The 22,358-nt window shown below is 73.0% G+C and carries 18 protein-coding genes and 1 pseudogene; 7 read left to right on the top strand and 12 right to left on the bottom strand.

Annotation, left to right across the window (positions count from 1 at the left end):
* Nucleotides 1-90: 90 nt before the first annotated feature.
* On the bottom strand, nt 91-465 hold the full coding sequence (locus AB0H84_RS51475; protein WP_357621540.1) for an ester cyclase: 375 nt from the start codon (nt 463-465) through the stop codon (nt 91-93).
* 81 nt (nt 466-546) lie between these two features.
* On the opposite strand from AB0H84_RS51475, the gene AB0H84_RS51470 reads away from it, so the two are divergent.
* Entirely contained in the window at nt 547-1,011 is a 465-nt protein-coding gene (locus tag AB0H84_RS51470) for a MarR family transcriptional regulator (protein WP_357621538.1), read from the top strand.
* Between the two features lie 19 nt (nt 1,012-1,030).
* Here the strand turns inward: AB0H84_RS51470 and AB0H84_RS51465 are convergent, their stop codons facing one another.
* The 4 genes from AB0H84_RS51465 to kstD all read right to left on the bottom strand — a co-directional run bounded on the left by AB0H84_RS51465 (nt 1,031) and on the right by kstD (nt 6,124).
* The gene (locus AB0H84_RS51465; RefSeq protein WP_357621536.1) at nt 1,031-1,495 is read right to left on the bottom strand and encodes an NUDIX domain-containing protein; all 465 of its coding nucleotides are present in this window, start codon (nt 1,493-1,495) and stop codon (nt 1,031-1,033) included.
* Nucleotides 1,496-1,548: 53 nt separating this feature from the next.
* Nucleotides 1,549-3,387, bottom strand: coding sequence for a serine hydrolase domain-containing protein (locus tag AB0H84_RS51460; protein WP_357621533.1), 1,839 nt, complete (start codon nt 3,385-3,387; stop codon nt 1,549-1,551).
* 66 nt (nt 3,388-3,453) lie between these two features.
* Nucleotides 3,454-4,332: an LLM class flavin-dependent oxidoreductase gene (locus AB0H84_RS51455; RefSeq protein WP_357621530.1), complete on the bottom strand. Its 879-nt coding sequence runs from the start codon at nt 4,330-4,332 to the stop codon at nt 3,454-3,456.
* 19 nt (nt 4,333-4,351) lie between these two features.
* Nucleotides 4,352-6,124 (bottom strand): 3-oxosteroid 1-dehydrogenase, encoded by a 1,773-nt coding sequence (gene kstD / locus AB0H84_RS51450; RefSeq protein WP_357621527.1) that lies wholly within the window; start codon nt 6,122-6,124, stop codon nt 4,352-4,354.
* Nucleotides 6,125-6,247: 123 nt separating this feature from the next.
* Here kstD and AB0H84_RS51445 point away from each other — a divergent pair, with 123 nt between their 5' ends.
* Nucleotides 6,248-7,501: an alpha/beta hydrolase-fold protein gene (locus AB0H84_RS51445; protein WP_357621524.1), complete on the top strand. Its 1,254-nt coding sequence runs from the start codon at nt 6,248-6,250 to the stop codon at nt 7,499-7,501.
* A gap of 222 nt (nt 7,502-7,723) precedes the next feature.
* Here AB0H84_RS51445 and AB0H84_RS51440 read toward each other — a convergent pair whose 3' ends face one another.
* The 3 genes from AB0H84_RS51440 to AB0H84_RS51430 form a co-directional block, all read right to left on the bottom strand.
* Nucleotides 7,724-8,920 (bottom strand): cytochrome P450, encoded by a 1,197-nt coding sequence (locus AB0H84_RS51440; protein ID WP_357621522.1) that lies wholly within the window; start codon nt 8,918-8,920, stop codon nt 7,724-7,726.
* A 66-nt stretch (nt 8,921-8,986) separates the two neighbouring features.
* The gene (locus AB0H84_RS51435; RefSeq protein WP_357621519.1) at nt 8,987-9,790 is read right to left on the bottom strand and encodes a phosphatidate cytidylyltransferase; all 804 of its coding nucleotides are present in this window, start codon (nt 9,788-9,790) and stop codon (nt 8,987-8,989) included.
* The gene (locus tag AB0H84_RS51430; protein WP_357621517.1) at nt 9,787-11,601 is read right to left on the bottom strand and encodes an aminotransferase class I/II-fold pyridoxal phosphate-dependent enzyme; all 1,815 of its coding nucleotides are present in this window, start codon (nt 11,599-11,601) and stop codon (nt 9,787-9,789) included. Before AB0H84_RS51430 ends, AB0H84_RS51435 begins: the two co-directional genes overlap by 4 nt.
* A 64-nt stretch (nt 11,602-11,665) precedes the next feature.
* Between AB0H84_RS51430 and AB0H84_RS51425 the strand changes: the two genes are divergently transcribed.
* Nucleotides 11,666-12,052: a hypothetical protein gene (locus AB0H84_RS51425; protein ID WP_357621514.1), complete on the top strand. Its 387-nt coding sequence runs from the start codon at nt 11,666-11,668 to the stop codon at nt 12,050-12,052.
* Between the two features lie 102 nt (nt 12,053-12,154).
* Here AB0H84_RS51425 and AB0H84_RS51420 read toward each other — a convergent pair whose 3' ends face one another.
* A complete protein-coding gene (locus AB0H84_RS51420; RefSeq protein WP_357621512.1) occupies nt 12,155-13,027 on the bottom strand; it encodes an alpha/beta hydrolase in 873 nt (290 codons plus the stop codon).
* Nucleotides 13,028-13,230: 203 nt separating this feature from the next.
* Here AB0H84_RS51420 and AB0H84_RS51415 point away from each other — a divergent pair.
* Both AB0H84_RS51415 and AB0H84_RS51410 read left to right on the top strand, forming a co-directional pair.
* Nucleotides 13,231-13,899: pseudogene (locus AB0H84_RS51415) on the top strand (BTAD domain-containing putative transcriptional regulator); the annotation flags it as partial.
* A gap of 1,943 nt (nt 13,900-15,842) precedes the next feature.
* Entirely contained in the window at nt 15,843-16,718 is an 876-nt protein-coding gene (locus AB0H84_RS51410) for a GNAT family N-acetyltransferase (RefSeq protein WP_357621509.1), read from the top strand.
* A 212-nt stretch (nt 16,719-16,930) separates the two neighbouring features.
* Here AB0H84_RS51410 and AB0H84_RS51405 read toward each other — a convergent pair whose 3' ends face one another.
* Entirely contained in the window at nt 16,931-18,073 is a 1,143-nt protein-coding gene (locus AB0H84_RS51405) for an acyltransferase (protein WP_357621507.1), read from the bottom strand.
* A complete protein-coding gene (locus AB0H84_RS51400) occupies nt 18,063-19,055 on the bottom strand; it encodes an alpha/beta hydrolase (RefSeq protein WP_357621505.1) in 993 nt (330 codons plus the stop codon). The genes AB0H84_RS51405 and AB0H84_RS51400 overlap by 11 nt, the downstream gene beginning before the upstream one ends.
* A 134-nt stretch (nt 19,056-19,189) precedes the next feature.
* On the opposite strand from AB0H84_RS51400, the gene AB0H84_RS51395 reads away from it, so the two are divergent.
* Nucleotides 19,190-20,407: a sensor histidine kinase gene (locus AB0H84_RS51395; RefSeq protein WP_357621502.1), complete on the top strand. Its 1,218-nt coding sequence runs from the start codon at nt 19,190-19,192 to the stop codon at nt 20,405-20,407.
* Nucleotides 20,404-21,060: a response regulator transcription factor gene (locus AB0H84_RS51390; protein ID WP_357621499.1), complete on the top strand. Its 657-nt coding sequence runs from the start codon at nt 20,404-20,406 to the stop codon at nt 21,058-21,060. Before AB0H84_RS51395 ends, AB0H84_RS51390 begins: the two co-directional genes overlap by 4 nt.
* A gap of 280 nt (nt 21,061-21,340) precedes the next feature.
* Here the strand turns inward: AB0H84_RS51390 and AB0H84_RS51385 are convergent, their stop codons facing one another.
* Entirely contained in the window at nt 21,341-22,288 is a 948-nt protein-coding gene (locus AB0H84_RS51385) for a nitroreductase/quinone reductase family protein (RefSeq protein ID WP_357621496.1), read from the bottom strand.
* Between the last annotated feature and the right edge of the window lie 70 nt (nt 22,289-22,358).

Raw genomic sequence — 22,358 nt, 5'->3', positions numbered from 1 at the left:
AAAGCTATCTCGCTGGGCTCCACCTACGTGGTGCCATCTTGTGGATCCGAAGCCTGCAGCCCACATAGAGATCCGAACTCAGAACAGGCCCTAGAGCGGCGCGAGGGAGCTGGAGTCGATGACCGGCCAGATCTCGGCCACCTTGCCGTCCTCCATGCGGAAGATGACGCAGGCGCGCACCTCCAGCGGCTTGCCGGTGGCCGGGAAGCCGAAGAAGTCTCCCTCGTGCGTGCCGTGCAGCGTCCACCGGGTGGCCACCCGGTCGCCTTCGGCGATCATGTCCTCGATGTCGAAGCGCATGTCGGGCAGCGCCGAGCGGAGGTAGCGGGCGGTCTGCTTGAGTGCCTCCGGTCCGGTGACGCTTCCCCCTCGGGGCGCGAAGCCGGGGCCGACGATCTCGTCGGCGACGTCGAGGTCGTCGGCGTTGAGCACCTCGTCGTAGAAGCGCCTGATGACGTCCTTCATCGTGCTTTCCTTCCGATACGCTAGCCACTAGAGAGCCATATCTCTAGTTTTCCTAGACATCTGGAACGCTAAGGAGTTTGGATGGCGATGTCAAGGCGTGCCGAGCTCGTGGCCCAGCTGCTCGACGCGCTGCGCCGTACCAACGCGCTGTCGGTGGCGATGAGCCAGGGCGCCGCGGAGCGGATCGGCGTCAACACCACCGACCTGCACTGCCTCAACCTGCTCAGCGACGGCCCGCTGACGGCGAGCGAGCTGGCCAGACGCGCGGGCATCACGACCGCGTCCGTCACCGGGGTGATCGACAGGCTCGAGGGGGCGGGATACGTGCGGCGCGAGCGCGACAGCGCCGACCGCCGCAAGGTTGTGGTGACGCTCCTCGCCCAGGAGGCCGCGCAGGTGATCGCCCCGGTGTTCGCCCCGTTCGTACGGGCGTGGCGCGGCGCGATGGACGGCTACACCGAAGAGCAGCTGGAGCTGATCGCCGACTTCCTGGGCAGGACGGAAGAGGTCTTCGAGACGGAGGTCAGGCGCATGCGCGCCAAGTGACGCCGGGAGGAGCGCGGCGTCAGGCCATTCGCCGCAGGCTGCGCAGGACCCACGGCGGGCAGTCGGGGTGCGCCTCGGCCTCCTCGAGGGTGAGCCAGATCAGCTCGGCGACCTCCTCAGGAGCGGCCACCACCGGGCGGGCCCGCGGTGGCAGCTCGCTGCGGAAGACCACGTTGATCACCGGGTCGCCGTCGTCGGTCACGAAGAAGGCGCTGTCCACGTAGGTGAGGTCGATGCCCGTCAGGTCGACGCCGACCTCCTCCGCGACCTCCCGGCACGCGGTCCGCTCGAGGATGCCGGCCCCGACCGCCCCGGCCCCGTCGACCTCGGCCTTGCCGCCGATGCCGGCCAGCGTGCCCGGGGCGTGGGCCTCCTGGTGACCGCGCTTGACGAGGAGCCAGCGGCCGTCCCGTTCCAGGTAGACCTCGACGTTGACGACGAAGGCCGGCCGACCGGCCCTGGTGGCGCAGGGGTTGATCGTCATGGTGGAACACTACGCCCGCGCCTCCCCGGGCCGGGAAGGCGCGGGCGGGCGGGTCAGGCCCAGCCGTAGACCGAGCGGATGGCCGCGGCGATCTCGTTGACCAGGCTCATGTTGTTGCCGTTGGCCAGGACGGCGTAGCCGGCGCCGAGCTGCGGGTAGCCCTTGACGACGGACTTGAAGCCGTAGTTGGAGCCGTCGTGGGTGTAGGAGAAGTTCTGCGTCCCGGAGCCGGCGACGAAGAAGCCGCGCCCCATGGTGGGCTCGGGGCCGGGGGTGAGCAGCGTGCGGACGGACGCCTTGGTGAGCGGCCCGGCGATGTCGCCGGAGGCGGTCCACGCCCTGTTGAGGTAGCACACCAGGCGGCTCAGGTCGAGGACGTTGGTGTAGAGGCCCGCGGCGGCCGACTCGGGGTAGCGGTTGCGCTTGCCGGGGATCACCGCGCCGGTGGCGGTGTGGCCCGCGGCCAGCTCGAAGCCGGGCGACAGCGCGTACGAGCTGTTCTTCATGCCGAGCGGCGCGAACACCTCCTTGTCCATGTACTGGGCCAGCGTGAGGCCGCTCTTCTGCTCCACCATCCGCTGCAGCAGCACGAAGCCGGCCCCGGAGTAGTGGAACTCCGCCCCCGGATCGGTGGTGAGCTCGATCTTCGGGGAGTTGCCCTCGCCGTTCATGACCTGCAGCAGCGTCGGCACGGTCGCGTCCGGGCCGTAGCCGGCGAAGCCGCCGCCGCCGGCGTCGAAGCCGGAGCACGCGCCGGACGGGGAGGTGGAGCCGCGGCCGATGACGCCGGCCCGATGGGTCAGGAGGCGGTCGATGGTGGGGACGGCGGTGGTGGAGACGCACGAGCGGCGCGGCAGCGTCCAGCCCAGGTAGGGGCGGATGTCGCCGGTCAGGGGCTGCTTGAGCGTCTGCATGAGGCGCAGCACGCCGACCGAGGCCACGGCCTTGCTGACGGAGGCGGCCTGGAAAGCGGTCTCGGGATGGGCGGCGGCGCCGCTGCCCGCCTCCAGCCAGCCGTACCCGGTGGACCACGCGATCTTGTTGCCGACGACCACCGCGACGGCCACGCCCGGGGTCTTCCAGGCGCTCATCCGCTGCCAGATGGTGGCGCCGCCCACCGCGTTCTCGACCTGCCGGACGCGGTCGGCAGGCAGCGCGGGCACCTTGCCGCGCGAGCCCAGCGACCAGCCGCCGCTCGGCGAGAAGGCCAGGTGGTGCAGCTGCCAGCCGCCGGAGGCGAGGGAGTTCATCTGCTTGAAGCAGGCGTCGTCAATGGCGCGCGCGTAGAACTGGTCCTGCGCGACGACCGCCCATCCGCCCGCCTTGGGGAAGGCGACGCGGGTCACCTTGCGCCCGGCCTGCGTCAGGTTCCGCATCATCTGGTAGCACTCGTCGTCGATGCCCCGGACGAAGAAGCCCTGGGTGTCGGCCACCGTCCAGCGGTTGCCGCCGGCCGGCGGGAAGGCGACGTCCACGACCTGGCGGCCGGCGGCGTAGCTGTCGCTGATGCGCTGGTGGCACTCCTCGGGCAGGCCGCGCGCGGACATCCCCTTGTCACCGGTGATCACCCAGCGATCGCCGCCTTCGGGCGGGAAGGCCACGCAGTGGACCTTCCCGCCCGCTTTGATCATTTTCTGCAGCTCGGCGAAACACGCGTCGGGCACGCCGCGGGCGAAATAGCGGCCGTCCTGCGCGACGATCACCCAGCCGCCTGACGGCGTGAACGCGGCAGCGGTGATGCCGTACGGCGCCAGCTCGCCCATCTTCGTCTTCAGCTCGTCGGGGACGCCGCCGGTGGCGAAGGGGTAGCTCGCCGCCAGGGCGGGCCGGGCGAAGTCCACGGTGGCGAGGCCGGCCGCGCCGGTCAGGGCGAGAAAGCGTCTGCGGTCCAAAGGGGGGAACTCCTTCAAGCGCTGATCACAAAGTGCGCTTGCATCATGGCAGACCGCTGAGACCGCCTAGACCGACGGCGGTCCCTGCTCGACGCGGCGCAGCACCGGCGCGAGCCGCTCGTTGTCGGGGCTGTCGATGGGCTGCCGCTCGTCCCACCACGTGGCCCCGGCCTCCTGGAGCGGCCCGAGCAGGTCGCGGGCCTTGGACGTCTCGGCAGGGCTGACGCCGCCGACGACGATCTCGAAGGGGCTGTCGTCCTGGCGCTGCTCGCGGACGTACGAGACCAGCTCGCGGACCTGGTCGGCGGGCGGGGCGTAGCCGTGCGAGCCCGGCCCGAAGAGCGGGACCGCGCCGTCCCAGCGGGCGGCCCGGCGCATCGGCTTGCGGTTGGGCCAGAAGCCGGCGACCCAGACCGGCGGGCGGGGCTGCTGCACGGTCGGGGGCAGCAGGGCGACGTCCTCGGCCCGGTAGTGCCGTCCGTGATGGGTGACCGGCTCGCCGGTCCAGTAGCGGGCCAGCAGGTCGAGCCCCTCGTCGAGGCGTTCGGCGAGCTCCACGGGGTCGGTGGGCTCGCCGAAGCTGCCGTACTCGTCCTCGATCGGCCCGCCCAGGCCCGCGCCGAAGATCACCCGCCCGCCGCTGAGCACGTCGAGCGTGGCGACCTGGCGGGCGAGCTGCTGCGGCCGCCGCCGCGCGACCGGGGTGACCAGGGTGCCGAGCTTGATCCGGGTGGTCGCGATGGCCGCCGCCGTGAGCAGCATCCAGGGGTCGCCGAACGAGCGGCGCCGGCTCTTGTGGTGGACGACGTGATCCCAGACGAACAGGGCGTCCCAGCCCGCCCGCTCCGCCGCGACGGCCAGCGAGGCCACGGTGCGGGGGTCGGCGAAGTCCCCGAAGTTCGGGATGTTGATCGAGAAGCGCATCCCGCCATGGTGCTCGGTCATGGCGGGAGTCGCAAACGCGTCAGACGGTGTCGGCGATGTCGTTGGCGGCCACGTAGCCGAAGGTCATGGCGGGTCCGATGGTGGAGCCGGAGCCGGCGTAGCTGTGACCCATGACGGCTCCGCTGGCGTTGCCTGCGGCGTACAGGCCGGGGATGACCGAGCCGTCCGCCCGCAGCACCCGCGCGCGGGCGTCCGTGCGCATCCCGCCCTTGGTGCCGAGGTCCCCAGGGACGATCTTGAACGCGTAGAACGGCGGCAGCCAGAGCGGGGCCAGGCACGGGTTCGGCTTGACCAGCGGGTCGGCGTAATAGCGGTCATAGGCGCTGTCGCCGCGGTGGAAGTCGAGGTCCTTGCCGGTCGCCGCGAACCCGTTGAACCGGGTGATCGTGCCGCGCAGCGCGGCCTGCGGGACGCCGATCTTCTGGGCCAGCTGCTCGATCGTCCACGCCTTGTACGCGGCGCCGCCGTCGAACCAGGAGTCGGGCAGCGGCAGCAGCGGCGCGACATCCTTGAACAGGTACTTGTCGCGGTAGTTCTGGTCGACGATCAGCCAGGCGGGGATGTGCGGCGCGCCGGGGGTGTTGCGGTCGTACATGACGTGGACGACGTCGCTGTAGGGGGCGGCCTCGTTGACGAAGCGCACGCCGTTGCCGTTGACCAGGACGCAGCCGGGCAGAGTGCGTTCGGACAGGCAGAAGTACGGCTGGTCGGGCAGCGGGATCATCGGGCCCCACCAGGAGTCGTCCATCAGGTCGAGCGCGGCGCCGGCGCGCTCGCCGGCCTCGATGCCGTCGCCGGTGTTCTCCTTGGCGCCGATGGTCCAGCTCGTGCCGATGGGCTGGCGCTGGAACTCCGCGCGCATGGCCGCGTTGTGCTCGAAACCGCCGGAGCCGACGATCACCCCGCGGCGGGCCCTGACCGCTCCGCCGGGTGTGACGACACCCGTGACGCGGCCGGACTCGATGAGCAGGTCGAGCAGCGGGGTGTTCAGCAGGACCGGGACGCCGGCCGCGGCCAGCCCGGCGCGCAGGCCGCCGGCCAGGGACTGTCCCATGGTGAGCGGCTTCTGGCCGCGCAGCGCGGCCTCGGTGCCCCGTGCCAGGCAGGCGGCGCTGACCTCGAGGCCCTTGGCGTTGACGGCCGCCAGCGTCAGCCACTTGTAGTCGGCGCTGTAGACCACCATGCCGGCCGGGACGGCCATGTAGGGGCCATTGAGCCGGGCCAGTTCGGCGCCGAGGATGTTGCCGTCGAGCTGGGCGGGCTCGATGGAGCGCCCGTTCGGCATCCCGCCGGGGAACTCCGGATAGTAGTCGGAGTAGCCCTCCATGAAGCGGAAGCGCAGCGGGCTGTTCCGCATCACGAACGAGATCATGGCGGGCCCGGCGGCGAGGAACGCCCGCTGCCGCTCCACGGGCACCGTGTCGCCGACGACGCGGGCGAGGTAGGCGGCGGCCTTGGCCGGGGTGTCGGGCACGCCGGCGGCGAGGACGACCTCGTTGCACGGGATCCAGATGCCCGCGCCCGACCGGGCGGCCGAGCCGCCGAACGTGGGTGCCTTCTCGAGCACGACGGTGCGCAGCCCGCGCTTGGCGGCGGTCAGCGCCGCGGTCATCCCGGCGGCGCCGGCGCCCACGACCACGACGTCGTACTCGGCGTCGGCACGGGCGGGCGCGCTGCCCAGCGCCGTGCCCGCCACCAGGGCGCCACCGGTGATGGCGGCTCCTTTGAGCAGGTTGCGGCGGGTCTGACCTGCGGGGGTCAGGGTGTTGCCGGATCTCCTGGTCTCGACCATGTCGCCAAGCATGCGCTTGGTTGTTTTACCTGTCAATGCGCCGGGTGTTGACGGGAAGGCCGAGTCCTGGTGCCATGACCGGGACGGTCTTTACCAAGCAAGCATTTGTGCAGAGGAGATGTCATGCGACGCTTGGCCGCCGTGCTCCTGCTGCTCGCCGCGGCGCTCGTGGCCCCCGCGACCGCGGCGTACGCCGAGACCTGCTCGGCCACGCTCCCCCACCCGGACGGCCACGGCATCACCTGCCTGCGCGTCGACCGGCACCCGCAGGGCGACGGGTCCGAGCTGCGCGACGTCGCCATGACCTCGACGGCGATCTTCCAGGCGGCCGGCGGCACCCCGGCGATCGATCCGCTCGCCCAAGAGCTCACCGTGCGCGTCTACCTGCCGCCCGGGTACGACCCGGCCCGGAGCACCCGTTACCGCTCGCTCTACCTCGTCAACGGCGGTGGCGACAACTACGACGAATGGACCACCAAGGCCGACCTCGTCTCCCTGATCCGCACCACGCCCGGCCATCCCTACGACGGCATCGTGGTGATGCCGACCGGCGGCATGGCCGGCTGGTACAGCGACTGGGCGGGCCGCACCGACGGATATTTCGCGCCCAAGTGGGAGACGTACCACATCGCCCAGCTGATCCCGTGGGTCGACGCCAACTTCAACACGATCGCCAACCGGTCGGGGCGCGGGCTGGCCGGGGTGTCGATGGGCGGGTTCGGCACGCTCAAGTACGCCGCCGCGCACCCCGACGTCTTCTCCGTCATCGGCGCTTTCTCCCCCGGCATCGATCTGCGGGCCAAGCCGGCCCAGCGGACGGTCTCCGACTCGATGTGGCAGGCCGGTGCCGCGATCACGCTGTGGGACCTGGGGTCGTACCGGGTCAACAAGTACGCGAACGGGCTGCCCGTGCCGGACCAGCAGGAGCAGCTGGTGTACCGGCTGGACACCCTGTTCGGCCCGCACACGGTCAGCTCCTCCGGGGTCTACGACTGGCCTTCCGCCGACCCGGCGGTGCTCGTGACGCAGGGCAAGTACGCGCCGTTCAGCGGCAAGCTCGGGCTCTACGCGGGCGGCTGCAAGACGCTGCCGCGCGACCCATCGGGCGCGTACGTGCTCGGCGACGGCGACGACCCGGCGCCCGCGGAGTGCGGCTACAGCACCACCTCGCCGGAGAACACGCAGGCCAACGGGGTCAACGAGGCCATACTCGGCTCGTACGCCAGCGTCTTCGACCAGACGCTGACCGGCCTCGGCGTGCGCCACCGCTACTGCTACGGCACGGGCGGCCACGACTGGAACTCCTGGCCCGCCGTCCTGGTCGACTTCCTCCAGTACGCCTACGGCACCGCCCCCGCCCGCTGCCCCAACGCCTGACGCGGTGATCCGCCGAGGGCGTCGCGGCGAATACGTACCGGGTCCATTCACCGATCTGGAAGGAGGCGCGTCATGGTTCGTTGGCGCCGACTCGTGCTGACCCTGACCGTCGCGTTGTTCGCGGTGGTGGCGGTGGCGACCGCCGCGTCGGCCGGCATCCAGGGCAGCGGTTTCTGAGCCGCCCGCGAAGGGGCGGCAGGGGTCTGCCCTGACCGCCCCCCGTCACCAGGTCACGTGGAGCGACCGCACCCCGTACACGACGTTGAAGGAGCGGAACTCGGCGGGCGGCCCGGCCTCGCGCAGCCCCGGGAAGCGCTCGAACAGGGCGGGGAAGGCGATCTGCATCTCCATCCTGGCCAGCGGCGCGCCCAGGCAGTGGTGCACGCCGTGGCCGAAGGCCAGGTGTCCCATGTCTCCGCGGCCGATGTCGAGCCGGTCGGGATCGGAGATGAACTCCGGGTCGCGGTTGGCCGCGGGCAGCGCGCACACCACCAGGTCCCCCGCCGCGATGCGCCGGCCGGCCAGCTCGACGTCGGCGGTGGCGACCTTGACGATGCCCGTGTGCACGATGCTGAGCCAGCGCAGCAGCTCCTCCACCGCCGCGCTGATCCGCGACGGCTCCTTCCTGAGCAGCTCCAGCTGGTCGGGGTGGCGCAGCAGGGCCAGGGTGCCGAGGCCGAGCATGTTGGAGGTGGTCTCGTGGCCGGCCAGCAGGAGCAGCCCGGCGATGCCGATGAGCTCGTCGGTGCTCAGGTCGTCGCCGTGCTCGCGGACGAGCATGCCGAGCAGGTCCTCCCCCGGCTCGGCCCGGGTGCGCGCGACCAGTTCGGCCATGTAGGCGCGCGACTCGAGCTGCGCCGCCGCCCGCTCCTGCGGGGGCAGCGAGATGTCGAGGATCTTGCCGGTACGCCGCTGGAAGTCGTCCCGGTCGGCGTACGGCACGCCCAGCAGCTCGCAGATCACCAGCGACGGGACCGGCAGGGCGAAGGACGATACCAGGTCGGCGGGCGGGCCCGCGGCCTCCATGGCGTCCAGGTGCTCGGTGACGATGTCCTTGACGCGCGGCTCCAGGAGGCGCATCCGCCGCATGGTGAACTCGGGCGCCAGCATCCTGCGCAGCCGGGTGTGCTCGGGAGGGTCGAAGGACAGCAGGTTGCCCGCCCGCAGCTTCTTGACCTCCTCATCGCTCAGCGGCGGCATGCCGGGCGCCCTGAACACGGTGCGCTGGGCGTTGCTGAAGCGCGCGGGGTCCCCGAGCACCTCTCTGACGTCGGCGAAGTGGCTGACCATCCACGCCTCGAGGCCGAACGCGGTCTGCACCCGCCGGACGCGCTCCCCGTCGCGCGCCGCGAGGAGCTCGGGATCCGGGTCGAACGCGACGCGCCGCATGTACAGGGGCAGGGTCACAGACTCGCTCATACCGGCTCCTCGAAGGATCGGACCGTCACCGCGAACTGATAGAAGTCTATCGCTTGGCGCTCCGAATCAGGTGATCAGCAACGCCAGGGCGAGCGTGAACAGCAGGGAGTCCAGCCGGTCCAGCAGCCCGCCCGCCCCTGCCAGCCACGACGCCGAATCCTTGGCCCCGGCTCCCCGCTTGACCATCGACTCCAGCAGATCGCCCAGCGGCGCGCCCACGACGACGGCCAGCGCCAGCGGGACCGTGAACGCGCCCAGCACCGCGAGCGCCCCCAGCCCGGCGGCGGCCCCGGCCAGCGCCCCGCTCCACCGCTTGGCCGGCGACAACGGCGACAGCGCGGGCCCGCCCAGCAGCCGTCCGCCGAACGAGGCCGCGATGTCGCCCACCGAGACCGCGACGAACACCGCCAGCACGGCATCCCCGAGCAGCACCACGCCCACCAGCGGCAGGAACCACACCACTCCGGACACGCCCAGCGACGCCCGCCTGAGCCCGCCCGCCGCGTCCCCGGCCAGCAGCGGGACCAGAACCACCGCCAGCACGCCGGCGACCACCGCCTTCACCAGGTGCGCCGGCGCCAGCCACGCCACCAGCGGCGCGGCGGCCACCGCCGCCACGAGCGCCACGCGGTCGGCGACGGCCAGCTTCAGCAGCCCGCCGTACTCCAGAGCGCACCCGATCCCCGCCGCCACGGCCAGGGCGGCGGCCCCGGCGCGGCCGGCGTAGAGTGCGGCGACCACCACGGGCACGGCCACCGCCCAGGCGCACCAGCGCAGGATGTAGTCACGCCTGCGCGACAGGGCGACGGCGATCCCGCCGACGGCAAGCGCTCCCGCCACGTACGGGACCGCTGTGGCGGGCGTGATCATCCGGCGTCCAGGACGTTCGCCGCCGTCGAGGCGAGGCGTTCGTTGGCGACAGCGGCCACCGTTGGGACGAGGCGTTCGTCGGCGTCCGCGACGGCGGCCACCGTTGCGGCGACGCGTTCGTTGGCGTCCGCGTCTCGTACCGAGACGCGGACGGTCCTGCCCTCGAAGGCGGGTGACAGCGGCGACAGGTCGCGCAGGAACACCCCGCGCCGCCGGCACGCCTCCACCAGCCTGGCCGCGCCGGCACCGCCCCGGGGCAGCGTCAGCAGGACGAAGTTGGCCACCGACTCGTGGACGTCCAGGCCGCCGCCGATCGCGGCCAGCCGTTTCGCGAGGCCGGCCCGTAACGTACGCGTCCGGGACCAGCGTGCGGCGTAGTAGCCGGGGTCGCGCAGCGCGTGCACGGCGGCGATCTGGGCCGGCAGGCTCACGCCCCACGGCGGAGCCCAGCGCCGCACCCCGGCGACGATCTCCGCCGGCCCGGCCAGATACGCCACCCGTAACCCGGACAGGGCGTACATCTTCGACATCGACTTGCACACCACGACGTTCCCGGACGCGGCGGCGTACGCCTCCAGCGAGGGCTCACCCTCCACGTAGCCGACGTACGCCTCGTCGAGCCAGAACCGCGTGCCGTCCGGCGCGTCCTCGATCACCCGCCGCAGATCGTCCGCGTCGGTGTGCACCCCTGTGGGATTGTTGGGATTGACGATGACCACCAGGTCATAGCGTTCGCGCAAGGCGTCGCGGAGGCGGTCGAGGTCGATCCGCCACCCGTCGGCCCGCCGCAGCGCCAGCCGGTCGGCGCGGCAGCCGATCACCCGCTCGACGACGTGCGCGTACTCGCCGTAGGCCGGGTCAAGCAGCAGCACCCGCGACGAGCCGTCCAGCCAGCCGCGGAACGCGCGGAAGATCAGGTCCGACGAGCCCGCCCCGGCCGCGATCGCCGGCTCGGGCAGGCCGCGCCGCTCGGCGATCTCCTCCACCAGCCCCTCGGGGTAGGCGGGAGGAGAGGTACGCGCCAGCCAGCCCTGGTCGTCGGCCAGCGTCTCCACCACGGCGGGCGCGGGCGGGAACCAGGCGTCGAGCACATCGGCGGGGACCACGTCGCCGCGCGCCTTCACCGTGTCGAACCGCCTGCCCAGCACGCCGATCGACGCTCCCCCATGCCGGCAGCCGTACGCGCCGCCGTCCGTACCGCTGTCGGTGCCACCTGGCAGGAACGGCAGGTCCAGGCTCCACCGCACCCTCGGCTCGAGCGCCCGCAGCAGCGGCCCGTACAGCCGCAGGGCCCGGGAGGCCAGCTCGTCCACCTGCCCGGACAGCACCTCGAAGGTGACGGCGCCCGACCGCACCCGCGTGCCGATGCCGGTCAGCCCGGCCGCCACGTACATGCCGAGGATCTCCGACCGCCCCAGCGCCACGACGGTCCTGCCGCCGTGCTCGGCCACCCAGCGCAGCGCCGCGTGCATGAGCAGCACCGCCGCCGCGCTCCCCCGCCAGCGCGGCGCCACGGTCAGGATGCGGATCTCGAACAGCCCGTCCTGGCCCAGCAGCGGATGGCCGTCGCGGGTGAGGTACTTGTCGATGGAGTAGCGGCCCGCCCAGGGCGGCGTCACGCTGACGAACCCGACGGGCTCGTCGCCGTCGGCGGCGACGAGGTAGACGTTGTCGCCGTCGAGCTCATCGGTCAGGCGTTCGGCCTGGTTGGGGACGTGCTGGCCGAGCTCACGCGCGTAGACCTCGTGCCGCAGCCGGTAGATCCACTCGCGGTCGTCCGCCGTTCCCGGGCGTATTTCCAGGATGGTCATGCCTATCCGACGTGCGCCGCGATCAGCCGGTTTCCGGGCACGCGCCTGGCCCTATGCTCTGCGTGTGACAACCGAACACACGCGCGACGACGCGCCGCGGCCCGTGCCGCAAATCGGGGACGGGCTGCGGAGGGCCGGTTGGGGAGCCCTGGCGCTGTTCCTGGCCGCGTTCGCGGCTTTCGAGAGCGTCAAGTACGGCCTGCCGACCACGCTCGCCGCGCTGGTGTTCTTCGCGCTGCCCGACCTGGCGCGCCTCGCCGGAGTACGCCCGCCGGGGCCGCTCCACCACGCCGTGCACCGCGTGTGGATCCCGCTCCTGGTGGCGGTCGGCTACTCGGTGGGGCCGATCGTGTGGCCGCCGCTCTTCACCGCCGCCCTCGGATGGCTGACCCGCATCGCCCTCGAGCGGACGCTCGGACGCCAGCCTGCGTCGCGGCCGCCTGCCCACTAGCGCTCGAGCGGACGCTCGGACGCCAGCCTGCGTCGCGGCCGCCTGCCCACTAGCGCTCAAGCGGGCGCTCGGACGCCGACCCGCCTCCCGGCCGCCTACCCACTAGCGCTCGAGCAGCTCCCGCAGGGCCTTGACAATGTCGGCGGGGGCTTCCTCGGCCATGAAATGCCCGAGGCCGACGGTGGCATGCCGGAGGTCGGTGGCCCAGGCCCGCCAGAGCGCGGCCGCGTCGTAGCCGAGGGCGGCGCCCCAGTCCTGCTGGAGCACCGTCACCGGCATCCGCAGGCGACGTCCGGCCTCCCGGTCAGCCCGGTCGTGCTCGATGTCGATGCCGGCCGAGGCCCGGTAGTCGGCCACGATCGAGGGGATCGCGTGGCGGCAGGCCTCCAGGTACGCGGCGCGGACACCGGCGGGGATGGCCTGCGGGTCGCCGGTCCAGGTGTCGAGGAAGTGCCCGAAGAAGGCGTCCGGGTCCGCCGCGATGAGACGTTCTGGCAGGCCGGGCGGCTGGGCCATCAGGTAGAGGTGGAAGCCTACGGCCGCAGTGACGCCGTGCAGCGCCTCCCACATGTCCAGGGTCGGCAGCACGTCCAGGCAGGCCAGATGGGTGACCGCCGCGGGGTGGTCGAGCGCGGCACGGAAGGCGACCAGGGCGCCGCGGTCGTGCCCGGCCAGCGCGAAGCGCTCGTGGCCCAGCGCCCGGGCCAGGGCGATGATGTCGGCGGCCATGGTGCGCTTGGCATAGGTGGCGGGGCCGGTCTCGGCGGGTTTGTCGCTGGCGCCGTACCCGCGCAGGTCGGGGCAGATGACGGTGTGGCCGACCGCCAGCTCGGGGGCGACGTGCCGCCACATGAGGTGGGTCTGCGGGAAGCCGTGCAGCAGCACGATCGGGCTGCCCTCGCCCGCGACGGCCGCGCTGAGCGAGACGCCGTCGCCGACGGGGACGCGGTGGTAGGTGAAGCCTTCGATGATCACGATGCGCACTCTCTTTCGTCGTGGCCGGTTTCGTGGGGGGTCGGTTCCTAGGGCCGGTTTCGTGGGCCGGTTGCGTGGGCCGGTTTCGTGGGCCGGTTTCGTGGGCCGGTTTGTGTGGCTGGTCCTCAGCGTGCCGGGTACGAATGAGCATCCGATGAGCGCGCTACCGTGGCTTGGGGGCTTACCTGGGGGGTGACCGTGACGTGCGGGTGGAGTTCGGGGTGCTGGGGCCGGTCGCGGCCTGGGACGACGCCGGGGGTGCGATCGGCTTGAAAGGGCCGCGGCACCGTGCGGTGCTGGCCCGGCTGATCGTCGCCCGGGGACGCGTGGTCCCGGTCGCCCACCTGGTGACCGACCTGTGGGAGGATCCCCCTCCCGACGCGGTGGGCGCGGTGCGCACATTCGTGGCGGCGCTGCGCCGGGCGCTGGAGCCGGCACGCCCGCCGCGCGCCCCTGCCCGGCTGCTGGTCACCGAGGGGCCGGGGTACGCGTTGCGCGCCGAGCCGCACGCGGTGGACGCCTGGCGCTTCGAACGGGCCGCGGCCGCCGCGGGACCGCCCGAGGAGGTTCTCGAGCGGCTGGAGGAGGCGCTGGGCTGGTGGCGCGGGCCCGCCTACGCCGACTTCGCCGACGAACCCTGGGCCCGTGTGGAGCGCTCCCGACTGACGGAGCTGCGGCTGCACGCCGTCGAACGCCGGGCCGAGACCCGGCTGACCCTGGGGTTTGCCGGGGCGGCGGTGCCGGACCTGGACGCGCACGTGGCCGATCACCCGTGGCGGGAGGAGGGCTGGCGGCTGCTGGCTCTGGCGCTGTACCGTACCGGCCGCCAGGGCGACGCGCTCGCGGTGCTGCGCCGGGCGCGTACGCTCCTGGCCGATCACCTGGGCGTGGACCCGGGACCGGCACTGCGCCGCCTGGAGACCGACATCCTCCACCACGCCCCCCACCTCACCCCGAGCCCGGCGAGCGTGCCGGAGCGCGGCGTGCCGAAGCCAAGCGCTCCGGAGCCGGGCGCAGCGGAGCGCGGCGTGGCGGAGCGCGGCGTGGCGGAGCCGGGCGCTCCGAAGCCGGGCGAGCCAGAGCCGGGCATGCTGGAGCCGGGCGCACCGAAGCCCGGCGTGCTAGAGCCAGGCGCACCGACTCCAGGCATGCCGGAGTCGGGCGTGCTGGAGCCGGGCGTGGCCGGATTGAGTGGGCCGGAGACCGGTGCCGCTCAGCGGGGCGTGGCCGAGACGGTGTGGGCCCAGGCGGCAGCTGCCTACGACCGCAGCGCGCCGCCCGGCTCCCGGGCCCGGCTGGAGTCGACGGTGGCGCTGATGCGCGGGCTGGCGGTGACAGGGGGCGGCGGCCTGCAGACGGCTCGCGAGCACCGGGTGGCGGCCATCGCCGCGGCGGAGGAGCTGGGCGACGTGGAGCTGACGGCCCGCGTCATCGGCGCCTACGACGTTCCGGCGATCTGGACCCGCCTCGACGACCCGGACCAGGCGGCACAGGTGATCGCAGCAGCCGAACGCGCCCTGGCCGCCCTCCCACCGGACACCCCGGCCACCGTGCCCGCCCTGCCATCAGAAGCGGCGGCTTCCCCGACGAGCACCACCGCTCCCCCGGTCAATCGCACCGCAATCTCAACCAGCGGCGGCACCACCGTCCCAGCGAGCCGTGCCGCTCTCCCCACAGGTGGCGCCGTCCTCTCCCAGGGGGCACGTGATGCGGCGCGGGCTCGCCTGCTGGCCACGATCGGCCTGGAGTCTCGCGGCGCCCACTCGCCGCGCGGCCCGCAGGCCGCCCAGGAGGCGGAACGGCTGGCGCGCCGCCTGGACGATCCGAGGCTGCTGGCGTTCGCACTCAACGCCGTGTTCATGCAGACGTTCCACCGGGCGGGACTGGCCACGCGGCGGGATGCGATCGGCGCCGAACTGATCGCCCTGTCGGCGCGGCACGGCCTGGCCACCTACGAGGTCCTCGGCCACCTCATCCGCCTCCAGGCCCGCTGCGCCCTCGCGGACTTCCCCGGAGCCGATGCCCACGCCCGCACCGCCGACCGCTTGGCCGAGCGGTACGAGCTGCCGCTGGTGAGCGTGTTCACCCAGTGGTTCCGAGCGCTGCGGCTCGACGCGACCGGGCAGGCCCCGATGGAGGAGGTCGAGTCCGCCTACCGGGCCGCCGCCGCCCGCCTCGACGGTGCCGGCATGCCGGGGCTGGAGCACGGACTGCTGCCGCTCGCCCTGCTCTGCCTGCGCCTGCGCGGCCCCGCACGAACCCCTGGACAGCCCGCTCCGCTCTCTCGGATCGGACTGGCCGATGAGGACGCCCACTCACTCCGCGCTGCGACAGGCGGGAGCAGCGGCACCGGCTCTCTCCGGGTGACGGCGGACGAGGGCAGCGGCACCGGCTCTCTCCAGATGACGGCCGACGAGGGCGCCGACTTCGGCCCCTACGAACCGTGGGCCCGTCCCGTGCTGCTGCTCGCTCAGGGCCGCCGCGATGAGGCCGCGGCGAAGCTGCGCCGCCTCCCCGACCCGCCACGGGACCTGCTGCTGGAGGCCATGTGGTGTCTGGCCGCGCGCGCCGCCGTCGCGGTCGGCGACCGGGAGGCGATGGAACGGGCCCATACGGCGCTCGCACCCGCGGCGGCGGAACTGGCCGGGGCGGGCAGCGGGCTGCTCACCCTGGGACCGGTCTCCCGCCACCTCGACGACCTCGCCGCCGCCCTGCGCCGCTGACCGCACCACCGCAGTCGATCCCCGACGCCCGATAACCGTTGGCGCCCGATAATCGCTGGCGGTTGCATCGCCATGTCCACGACAATGGCGCGGTGTTGAGCAAACGGGCCTATACCGACGCCGACCTGCCCTGGCTCCAGGAGAGCGTGGCCGAGTGGATCGCCCGCGCGGGCCGGTGCGGCTACGACCACATCGGCGAGCTGCCGCACCGCATCTATGAGAACCTGCGCGGCCGCCGCCCGGTCGGTGAGGTCGTGCACGTGTGGGAGCAAGCCGGCAAGCTGGCCGGGCTGACCATCAACACCCGTTTCGGCAACGCCTTCGACGTCTTCGCCGCTCCCGAGCTGCGTGGCTCCGAGGCGGAGATCGCGATGATCGAGGACGCCTGCGTGACCACCGGCCACGGCGTCGACGAGGTGCTCACCGACGTCTTCGACTGCGACCACGTCCGCATCGACCTACTCGAACGTCTCGACTTCACCCGCTTCCGCGTGTGGGACGACATCCGGGAGAGGCCGCTCGCCGACCTCCCGGCGGAGCCGGAGCCTCCCGCGGGCTTCACCGTTCGCGGCGCCCGCCTGTCCGATGCCGACCGGCTGGCCGAGGCCCACAACGGCGCCTTCCAGGCGGGCTGGACCGGCGCGGAGTACCGCGACGAGGTCATGCGCAAGCCCGGCTACGACCCGGCCCGCGAGATCGTCGCCGAGGCTCCCGACGGCCGCATCGCCTCCTTCGCCGTCTACTGGGTCGACACCCGCAACGGCCTGGGCCACTTCGAGCCCGTGGGCACTCACCCCGACTTCCAGCGCAGAGGCCTGGCTCGCGCAGTGATGCTGCACGCCATGCACCGCATGAGTTCGCTGACCACCGTGACGGTCAACCACAACGCGGAGAACCTCGGGGCCCGCAAGCTTTATGAGAGCCTTGGCTTCGCCAAACGCCACGAGACGTACGGCTACCGCCGCTGAGTCCCCCGCCATGTGCCCGGGATGACGCGGGGAAGCCCAGAGCGCCGGTGGCACCCGTGACGCGACGGTGCGTGGATCATGCGGGCGTCAGGCGTGCACGCCCCGGCAATTGATCTTCTTACGAGTCGCCGTAGCGCCGCCACGGTCCATCCCGCGGCGACCTTGCCAGTGTGCTGCCAGGTGCAGGTCGAGCCCCGCCGCGAGCGGTGGTCTCACCGGCCCTCCACGAACGTTCTGTCTCTTCGTGCTCCGGCGAGCCCGCCCCGGAAAGGGGGCATGAGGGCGGCGCAGCAGGCCAGCAGGGCCAGCGCGAACGCCGGCAGCCAGGCCAGCCGGGCGAGCACCCACGCAGGGCCGTCGGGCACGGTGTGCAGGCCGGGCAGCGGCCGGCCGGCGAGCAGGCCGAGGGCGGTGACCGCGATCATGGCGGTCTGGTGCCACAGGTAGATCGGCATGGCCGACAGGTTGGCCGTCGCCACGGCCGCCCAGGCGGCGGGGCGGGCCAGCGCGCGGCGTAACGGGCCGAGCAGCAGCAGCGCCGCCCCGCACTGGGCCAGGCCGAAGGCGACGGCCGCGATGGTGGGCGGGGACTGGTTGGAGATGGGGGCGCCGGGAACGCCGACCATGGATGCCGGATATCCGGCCCACAGCACGAGCGCGGCGGCGGCCGCGGCACCGCCGATCAACAGCGTCCACCCGGTCGCCCGGCCGCGCAGGCGGCCGCGGCTCCAGGCCGCGCCCAGGCAGTACGGCACCAGCCAGCCGGCGGCGACGTTGACCCAGCCGATCCAGTCCGGCCCGCCCACCCCGAACCTGACGAGGTCGACGACGGCGACCGCGGCGAGCGGCCACACCGGGTGGAGCCCGGCGACCAGCGGGGTCGCCGCCGTCAGCGCGGAGAAGACCAGCAGGAACCACAGCGGCGACCACACCAGCTTGGCCAGGGCGTTCACCGTCTGCAGGTCGGCCCCGAAGGCGAGCATCGCGGCGGCCGCCAGTGCCCAGACCGCCAGGACGGCGCCGACCGGCCGGAACAGGCGGGCCGTGCGGCCGCCGAGCCACCGCGCGTAGGACAGGCCGCGGGCACGTGCGCGGGTGTGGCTCGTGGCGGCCATCTGCCCGCCCACGAGGAAGAAGAGCGCCATGGTCTGGAAAATCCACGAGGCGGGTGCGAGATAGGGCATGTGCCGCAGCGGGCTGGTCACGTACAGGGTGCCGCTGTCGGTGACCAGGGCGCTCACCAGCCAGTGGCCGAGCACCACGCCGCCGATGGCCAGGGCGCGCAGCGCGTCGACGCCGCGGTCGCGGCCGGAGGGCGTCGCCGCCTCGATGCGCCGCAGGAGGTCACGCTGCACGGCGGGCCTCGACGGAGGTGCGTCCCAAGACTGCACGGCGGGCCTCGACGGGGGCGTGTCCGGAGACGATTCTGACGATGCTCTGCAGCGCCAGGGAACCGGCTTTCAGGTAGTCGCTGTGGCCGCCGTCCCCTGCCGCGAAGACGCGGGCGCCGAAGCCCGGCGAGACCGGGTCGGCGCCGAACCCGAGGGCGGCGAGCCGGACGTGCGGCACGCGGGCGATCCAGTCGCCGCCGGCGCGACCGGCCCAGACTTCCGCCCGCGTCCGCAGGCCGGTGGCGCGCTCGACGGTGACGCCGGGGCTGCCGATCAGGATCAGCCGCTCGACGTCCAGCCCGGGAGCGGCCAGGCCGCAGACCACGCTGCCGTAGGAGTGGCACAGCAGGGAGACGCGGGCGGCGGGCCTGGTCGCGCCCAGCTCTCGTACGAACGCGCGCAACGCCGGGGCGCCCTCCTCCGCTCGGCCGGAGGTCAGCGCCGCCAGGCTCACCAGGTTGGGCGTGCGATAGCCGAGCCAGCCGACGACCGCGTACCGCTCGCCGAGCGCCTGCGACAGCCTCAGCGCGCCGCCGCGCAGGAGCCCGTACTTGTCGAGGGTGGTGCCGCTGCCGGGGACCAGCACCACGATCCGCTCGGCCGCCGCGAGGTCGCCGCCGAAAACCTCGACGGCACGGCCGCCGTCACGGCCGTCGAACGAGAGCAACCGGCGTCCGGGATCGGCCATGGCACGCAGGAGCGCGGCCCGCCGCAGGTCACCGTGGTCCGCGGCGGTCCGCTCGGCCGCCCGGACGGCGTCCCGGGTGGCCGCGTACCGGACGGCCAGGGCCTCGGGGGTCGCGGCCCGCAGCGGGGCGAGCGGGGCGGGGACGGGCGCGGGGACCGCGGCGGGGCTGGCCGCGCCGGTCACCGGCGCGGCCACCGAGGCGGAGAGGAACGCGGCGAGCAGGGTACGGCGCAGACGCGGCGCCTTGACGTCGATCACCCGATCGACGGTGCCGCAGGAGCTGCCCGCGCCACATCGAACCGCCGTCTGCATTCGCGCGGGCGCCGGGATACCCCGGTTGTACGACCGTGGTCCGATGCCCGGGCGAGGGGCAGGCCGATACGATCCTGAGCATGCACGTGACGCCCCCATTGCCGCTGCTCAAACGGGTCACGCCCGGCGCCTGGACGGTCGCGGCGTGGTGGGGCGGCCTGGTGTTCACGTTCCTGGTGCGGATCAGGCTTCCAGGGGAGGTCGAGCCTGGCACGATGGCCGCAGCACAGTTCTTCCGCTGGGACGGGCTGACGAACTTGGCGGTGGCCACCGCGGTCGCGCTGTACGGCGGCGCGCTGCTGCGGCGCCGGCCAATTGCGGCGCTGTGGCTGGTGATGACCGGCTCCGTCCTGGCCTGCCTTCCGCTGGGTGTGGGAGCGATTCCGCTGGCCCAATACCTGGCGGTCGACGTCGCGGTGTGCTTCATCGCGGCGGGCGGCGCGCGCCGGACCGGGATCGCCGCCCTCGCCGGCGCGCTGACCGTCCTGGCCGGCTACCTGACCACCCGGCTGCTGTTCGGCTGGCCGGTCGGCCTCTCGGCGGAGCTGGCCGTGGCCATGACGGTGGTCATCGCCTGGCTGATCGGCCACTCGGTGCGCCAGGCGCGCGAGCACGCCGCGACGCTGATCGCCAAGGCCACCGTCCAGGCCGCCACCGACGAGCGGCTGCGCATCTCCCGCGAGCTGCACGACACGGTCGCGCACAGCATCAGCGTCATCGCCCTGCAGGCCGGCGCGGCACGCCGCGTCATCGACACCCAGCCAGGCCGCGCGAGCCAGGCCCTCGACGAGATCGAGACGGTCGGCCGGGAGACGCTGGCCGGGCTGCGCCGGATGCTGGGCGCGCTGCGCCACAGCCAGGAGGACCGGCCGCACGACGTGGCCGAGCCGCATCCCGCGCCCGGCCTGGCCGACCTCGACCGGCTGGCCGCGGCGACCACGGCGGCCGGCGTTCGCGTCGAGGTGCGCCGGCGGGGCGAGCCGTACCGGTTACCGCCGGAGATCGACATCTCCGCCTACCGCATCGTCCAGGAGGCGGTCACCAACGTCGTGCGCCACGCCGGCACGGGCTCGTGCCGGGTGTCCGTGGAGTACGGCGACGGCGAGCTGGCCATCGAGGTCCTCGACGACGGGCACGGCCCGCGCCGGGCGTCAGGCGGCGGTTACGGCCTGGTCGGGATGCGCGAGCGCGTCAGCCTGCTGCACGGCACCTTCTCCGCCGGCCCCCGGCCCGGAGGCGGCTTCCGGGTGGCGGCCCGCCTGCCCCTGACGGCCTCCCCGACGGCCGCGGTCCGATGACCATCCGCGTCGTCCTGGCCGACGACCAGCCGCTCATTCGCACCGCCCTGCAGATGGTCATCTCCGATGCCCCCGACCTCGAGGTTGTCGGGGAGGCCGCGACCGGGCTCCAGGCCGTCCAGCTGGCCGGCGAGCTCCGCCCCGACGTGGTGGTGATGGACCTCCGCATGCCCGGCATGGACGGCATCGACGCCACCCGGCTCATCACCCGCGGGCCCGGCCCGGCCCAGGTCGTCGTCCTGACGACGTTCGACGAGGATGACAATGTCTACGGCGCGCTACGCGCCGGCGCGTCCGGGTTCCTCGTCAAGGACATGGCGCTCGACGACATCCTCGCCGCGATCCGGGTCGTGGCCGCGGGCGACGCCCTGATCGCACCGGCTGTCACCCGGCGCCTGATCGAGGCGTTCGCCGACCGTCCAGGCGCCGCTCCTGCGCCGCGCGAGCTGGAGGGCATCACCGAGCGCGAACGCGAGGTCCTGACCCTGATCGCCCGCGGCCTGTCCAACAGCGAGATCGCCGCCGACCTGTCCATCAGCGTCGCCACCGTCAAGGCGTACGTGACCCGGCTGCTGGCCAAGCTCGACGCGCGTGACCGGGTCCAGCTCGTCATCATCGCCTACGAGGCGGGACTGGTGTCACCGTCCAGGTGACTGACCCCTCGTCTCGCGTACCGTACTCGCTCCTGTTGGAGAGACGGTCGGGACGGTTTGGACGTGCTGCGGTCGGAACGGCCGGACGTGCTGCGGTCGGAACGGCCGGACGTGCTGCGGTCGGGACAGCCGGACGTGCTGCGGTCGCATCGCGGCGACGCGGTCGCCCAGGCGATGATCACGCCACGTACAGGCGACGATCTCCTCGGGAGGGGTCGACGCGCGGCCGAGGTCGCCCTGCCAATGGGCGGGTCCGCCACTGGCAGGGCGACGCACGACACTAGCCCTCGGTGCCGCCACCGGCCGGTGTGCCCTCGCCGACCGGTTCGAGCACGAAGACCGGGATCTGGCGGTCGGTCTTGCGCTGGTAGTCGGCATAGTCTGGGTACGCTTCCACCGCCCGGCGCCACCAGAGCGCCTTTTCGTCCCCGAACACCTCGCGCGCCCGGTATTCCCGGGTCACCGTGCCGTCCTGAAGCTCGACAACCGGCTCGGCGACCAGGCTGGCGTACCACTGCGGGTTGGTCGGCGCGCCACCCTGGGACGCGACAGCCGCGTAGCGCCCCTCGTGCTCGACGCGCATCAGCGGCGTCTTGCGAACCTTGCCGGTCTTGGCGCCCCGGTAGGTCATCAGCACGGTGGGCAGGCCCTTGATCGTGACGCCGTCGGTCGTGCCGGTGCGCATGATCTGCTCGACGTGCTCGCGGACCCACCCCGTCGCGCTCGGCTCGTAATCACCGCTCACCGCCCGGCCCCGGTCAACGCGCCCGGCCTGCCCGCCGGAACGGTGGCGGGGGCGCCTGGTGTCCACGTTGCCGGTCAAGGTGGCGAGGATGCCCGGCAGTTCCGCCACCGTCTCTGCGGGCAGGCCGGTCACGGTCTCCTCGGCCAGCGCGCACCACAGCTGCTTGACCTGGTCGGCCAGGGCTTCGCCGCTGTCGGTGAGTTCGACGATGCTGGCGCGCTTGTCCGAGGGGGCGGGTCTGCGGCGGATGTGGCCGGTGGCCTCGAGCTTGCGGGTCATGAGTGTGACGCTGGGCGGCTCGCAGCCGAGCGCCTCACTGAGCTGGGCCTGGATCATCGGGCCGGTCCGGGCGAGCTCGAGCAGGAGCGCCTCCTGCCCGGGGTGCAGGCCGAGCGGGGCCAGCAGCGCCGCGGCCCTGGCCCGATGGCGCAGGCTCAGGAGGCGGATGGCCTGATTGAGGGCGTCGGCTTGCTCGAAGTCCATGGGCTCCCCTTTGACAAGTTAGTTACGCGCATAACATTATGCGCATAACAAATTTACACGATATTGAGGG

The organism is Nonomuraea sp. NPDC050786, assembly GCF_040654115.1.
Classification (GTDB): Bacteria; Actinomycetota; Actinomycetes; order Streptosporangiales; family Streptosporangiaceae; genus Nonomuraea.
Note: the sequence above shows the minus strand (reverse complement) of the source record. Positions and strands in the feature narration are given on the sequence as shown.

Excerpts from the sequence above, each read along its gene's own strand:
- AB0H84_RS51475 (WP_357621540.1), bottom strand. The coding sequence starts at position 465 with ATGAAGGACGTCATCAGGCGCTTCTACGACGAGGTGCTCAACGCCGAC.
- AB0H84_RS51470 (WP_357621538.1), top strand. The coding sequence starts at position 547 with ATGGCGATGTCAAGGCGTGCCGAGCTCGTGGCCCAGCTGCTCGACGCG.
- AB0H84_RS51465 (WP_357621536.1), bottom strand. The coding sequence starts at position 1,495 with ATGACGATCAACCCCTGCGCCACCAGGGCCGGTCGGCCGGCCTTCGTC.
- AB0H84_RS51455 (WP_357621530.1), bottom strand. The coding sequence starts at position 4,332 with ATGACCGAGCACCATGGCGGGATGCGCTTCTCGATCAACATCCCGAAC.
- kstD (WP_357621527.1), bottom strand. The coding sequence starts at position 6,124 with ATGGTCGAGACCAGGAGATCCGGCAACACCCTGACCCCCGCAGGTCAG.
- AB0H84_RS51445 (WP_357621524.1), top strand. The coding sequence starts at position 6,248 with ATGCGACGCTTGGCCGCCGTGCTCCTGCTGCTCGCCGCGGCGCTCGTG.
- AB0H84_RS51440 (WP_357621522.1), bottom strand. The coding sequence starts at position 8,920 with ATGAGCGAGTCTGTGACCCTGCCCCTGTACATGCGGCGCGTCGCGTTC.
- AB0H84_RS51435 (WP_357621519.1), bottom strand. The coding sequence starts at position 9,790 with ATGATCACGCCCGCCACAGCGGTCCCGTACGTGGCGGGAGCGCTTGCC.
- AB0H84_RS51430 (WP_357621517.1), bottom strand. The coding sequence starts at position 11,601 with ATGACCATCCTGGAAATACGCCCGGGAACGGCGGACGACCGCGAGTGG.
- AB0H84_RS51395 (WP_357621502.1), top strand. The coding sequence starts at position 19,190 with ATGCACGTGACGCCCCCATTGCCGCTGCTCAAACGGGTCACGCCCGGC.
- AB0H84_RS51390 (WP_357621499.1), top strand. The coding sequence starts at position 20,404 with ATGACCATCCGCGTCGTCCTGGCCGACGACCAGCCGCTCATTCGCACC.
- AB0H84_RS51385 (WP_357621496.1), bottom strand. The coding sequence starts at position 22,288 with ATGGACTTCGAGCAAGCCGACGCCCTCAATCAGGCCATCCGCCTCCTG.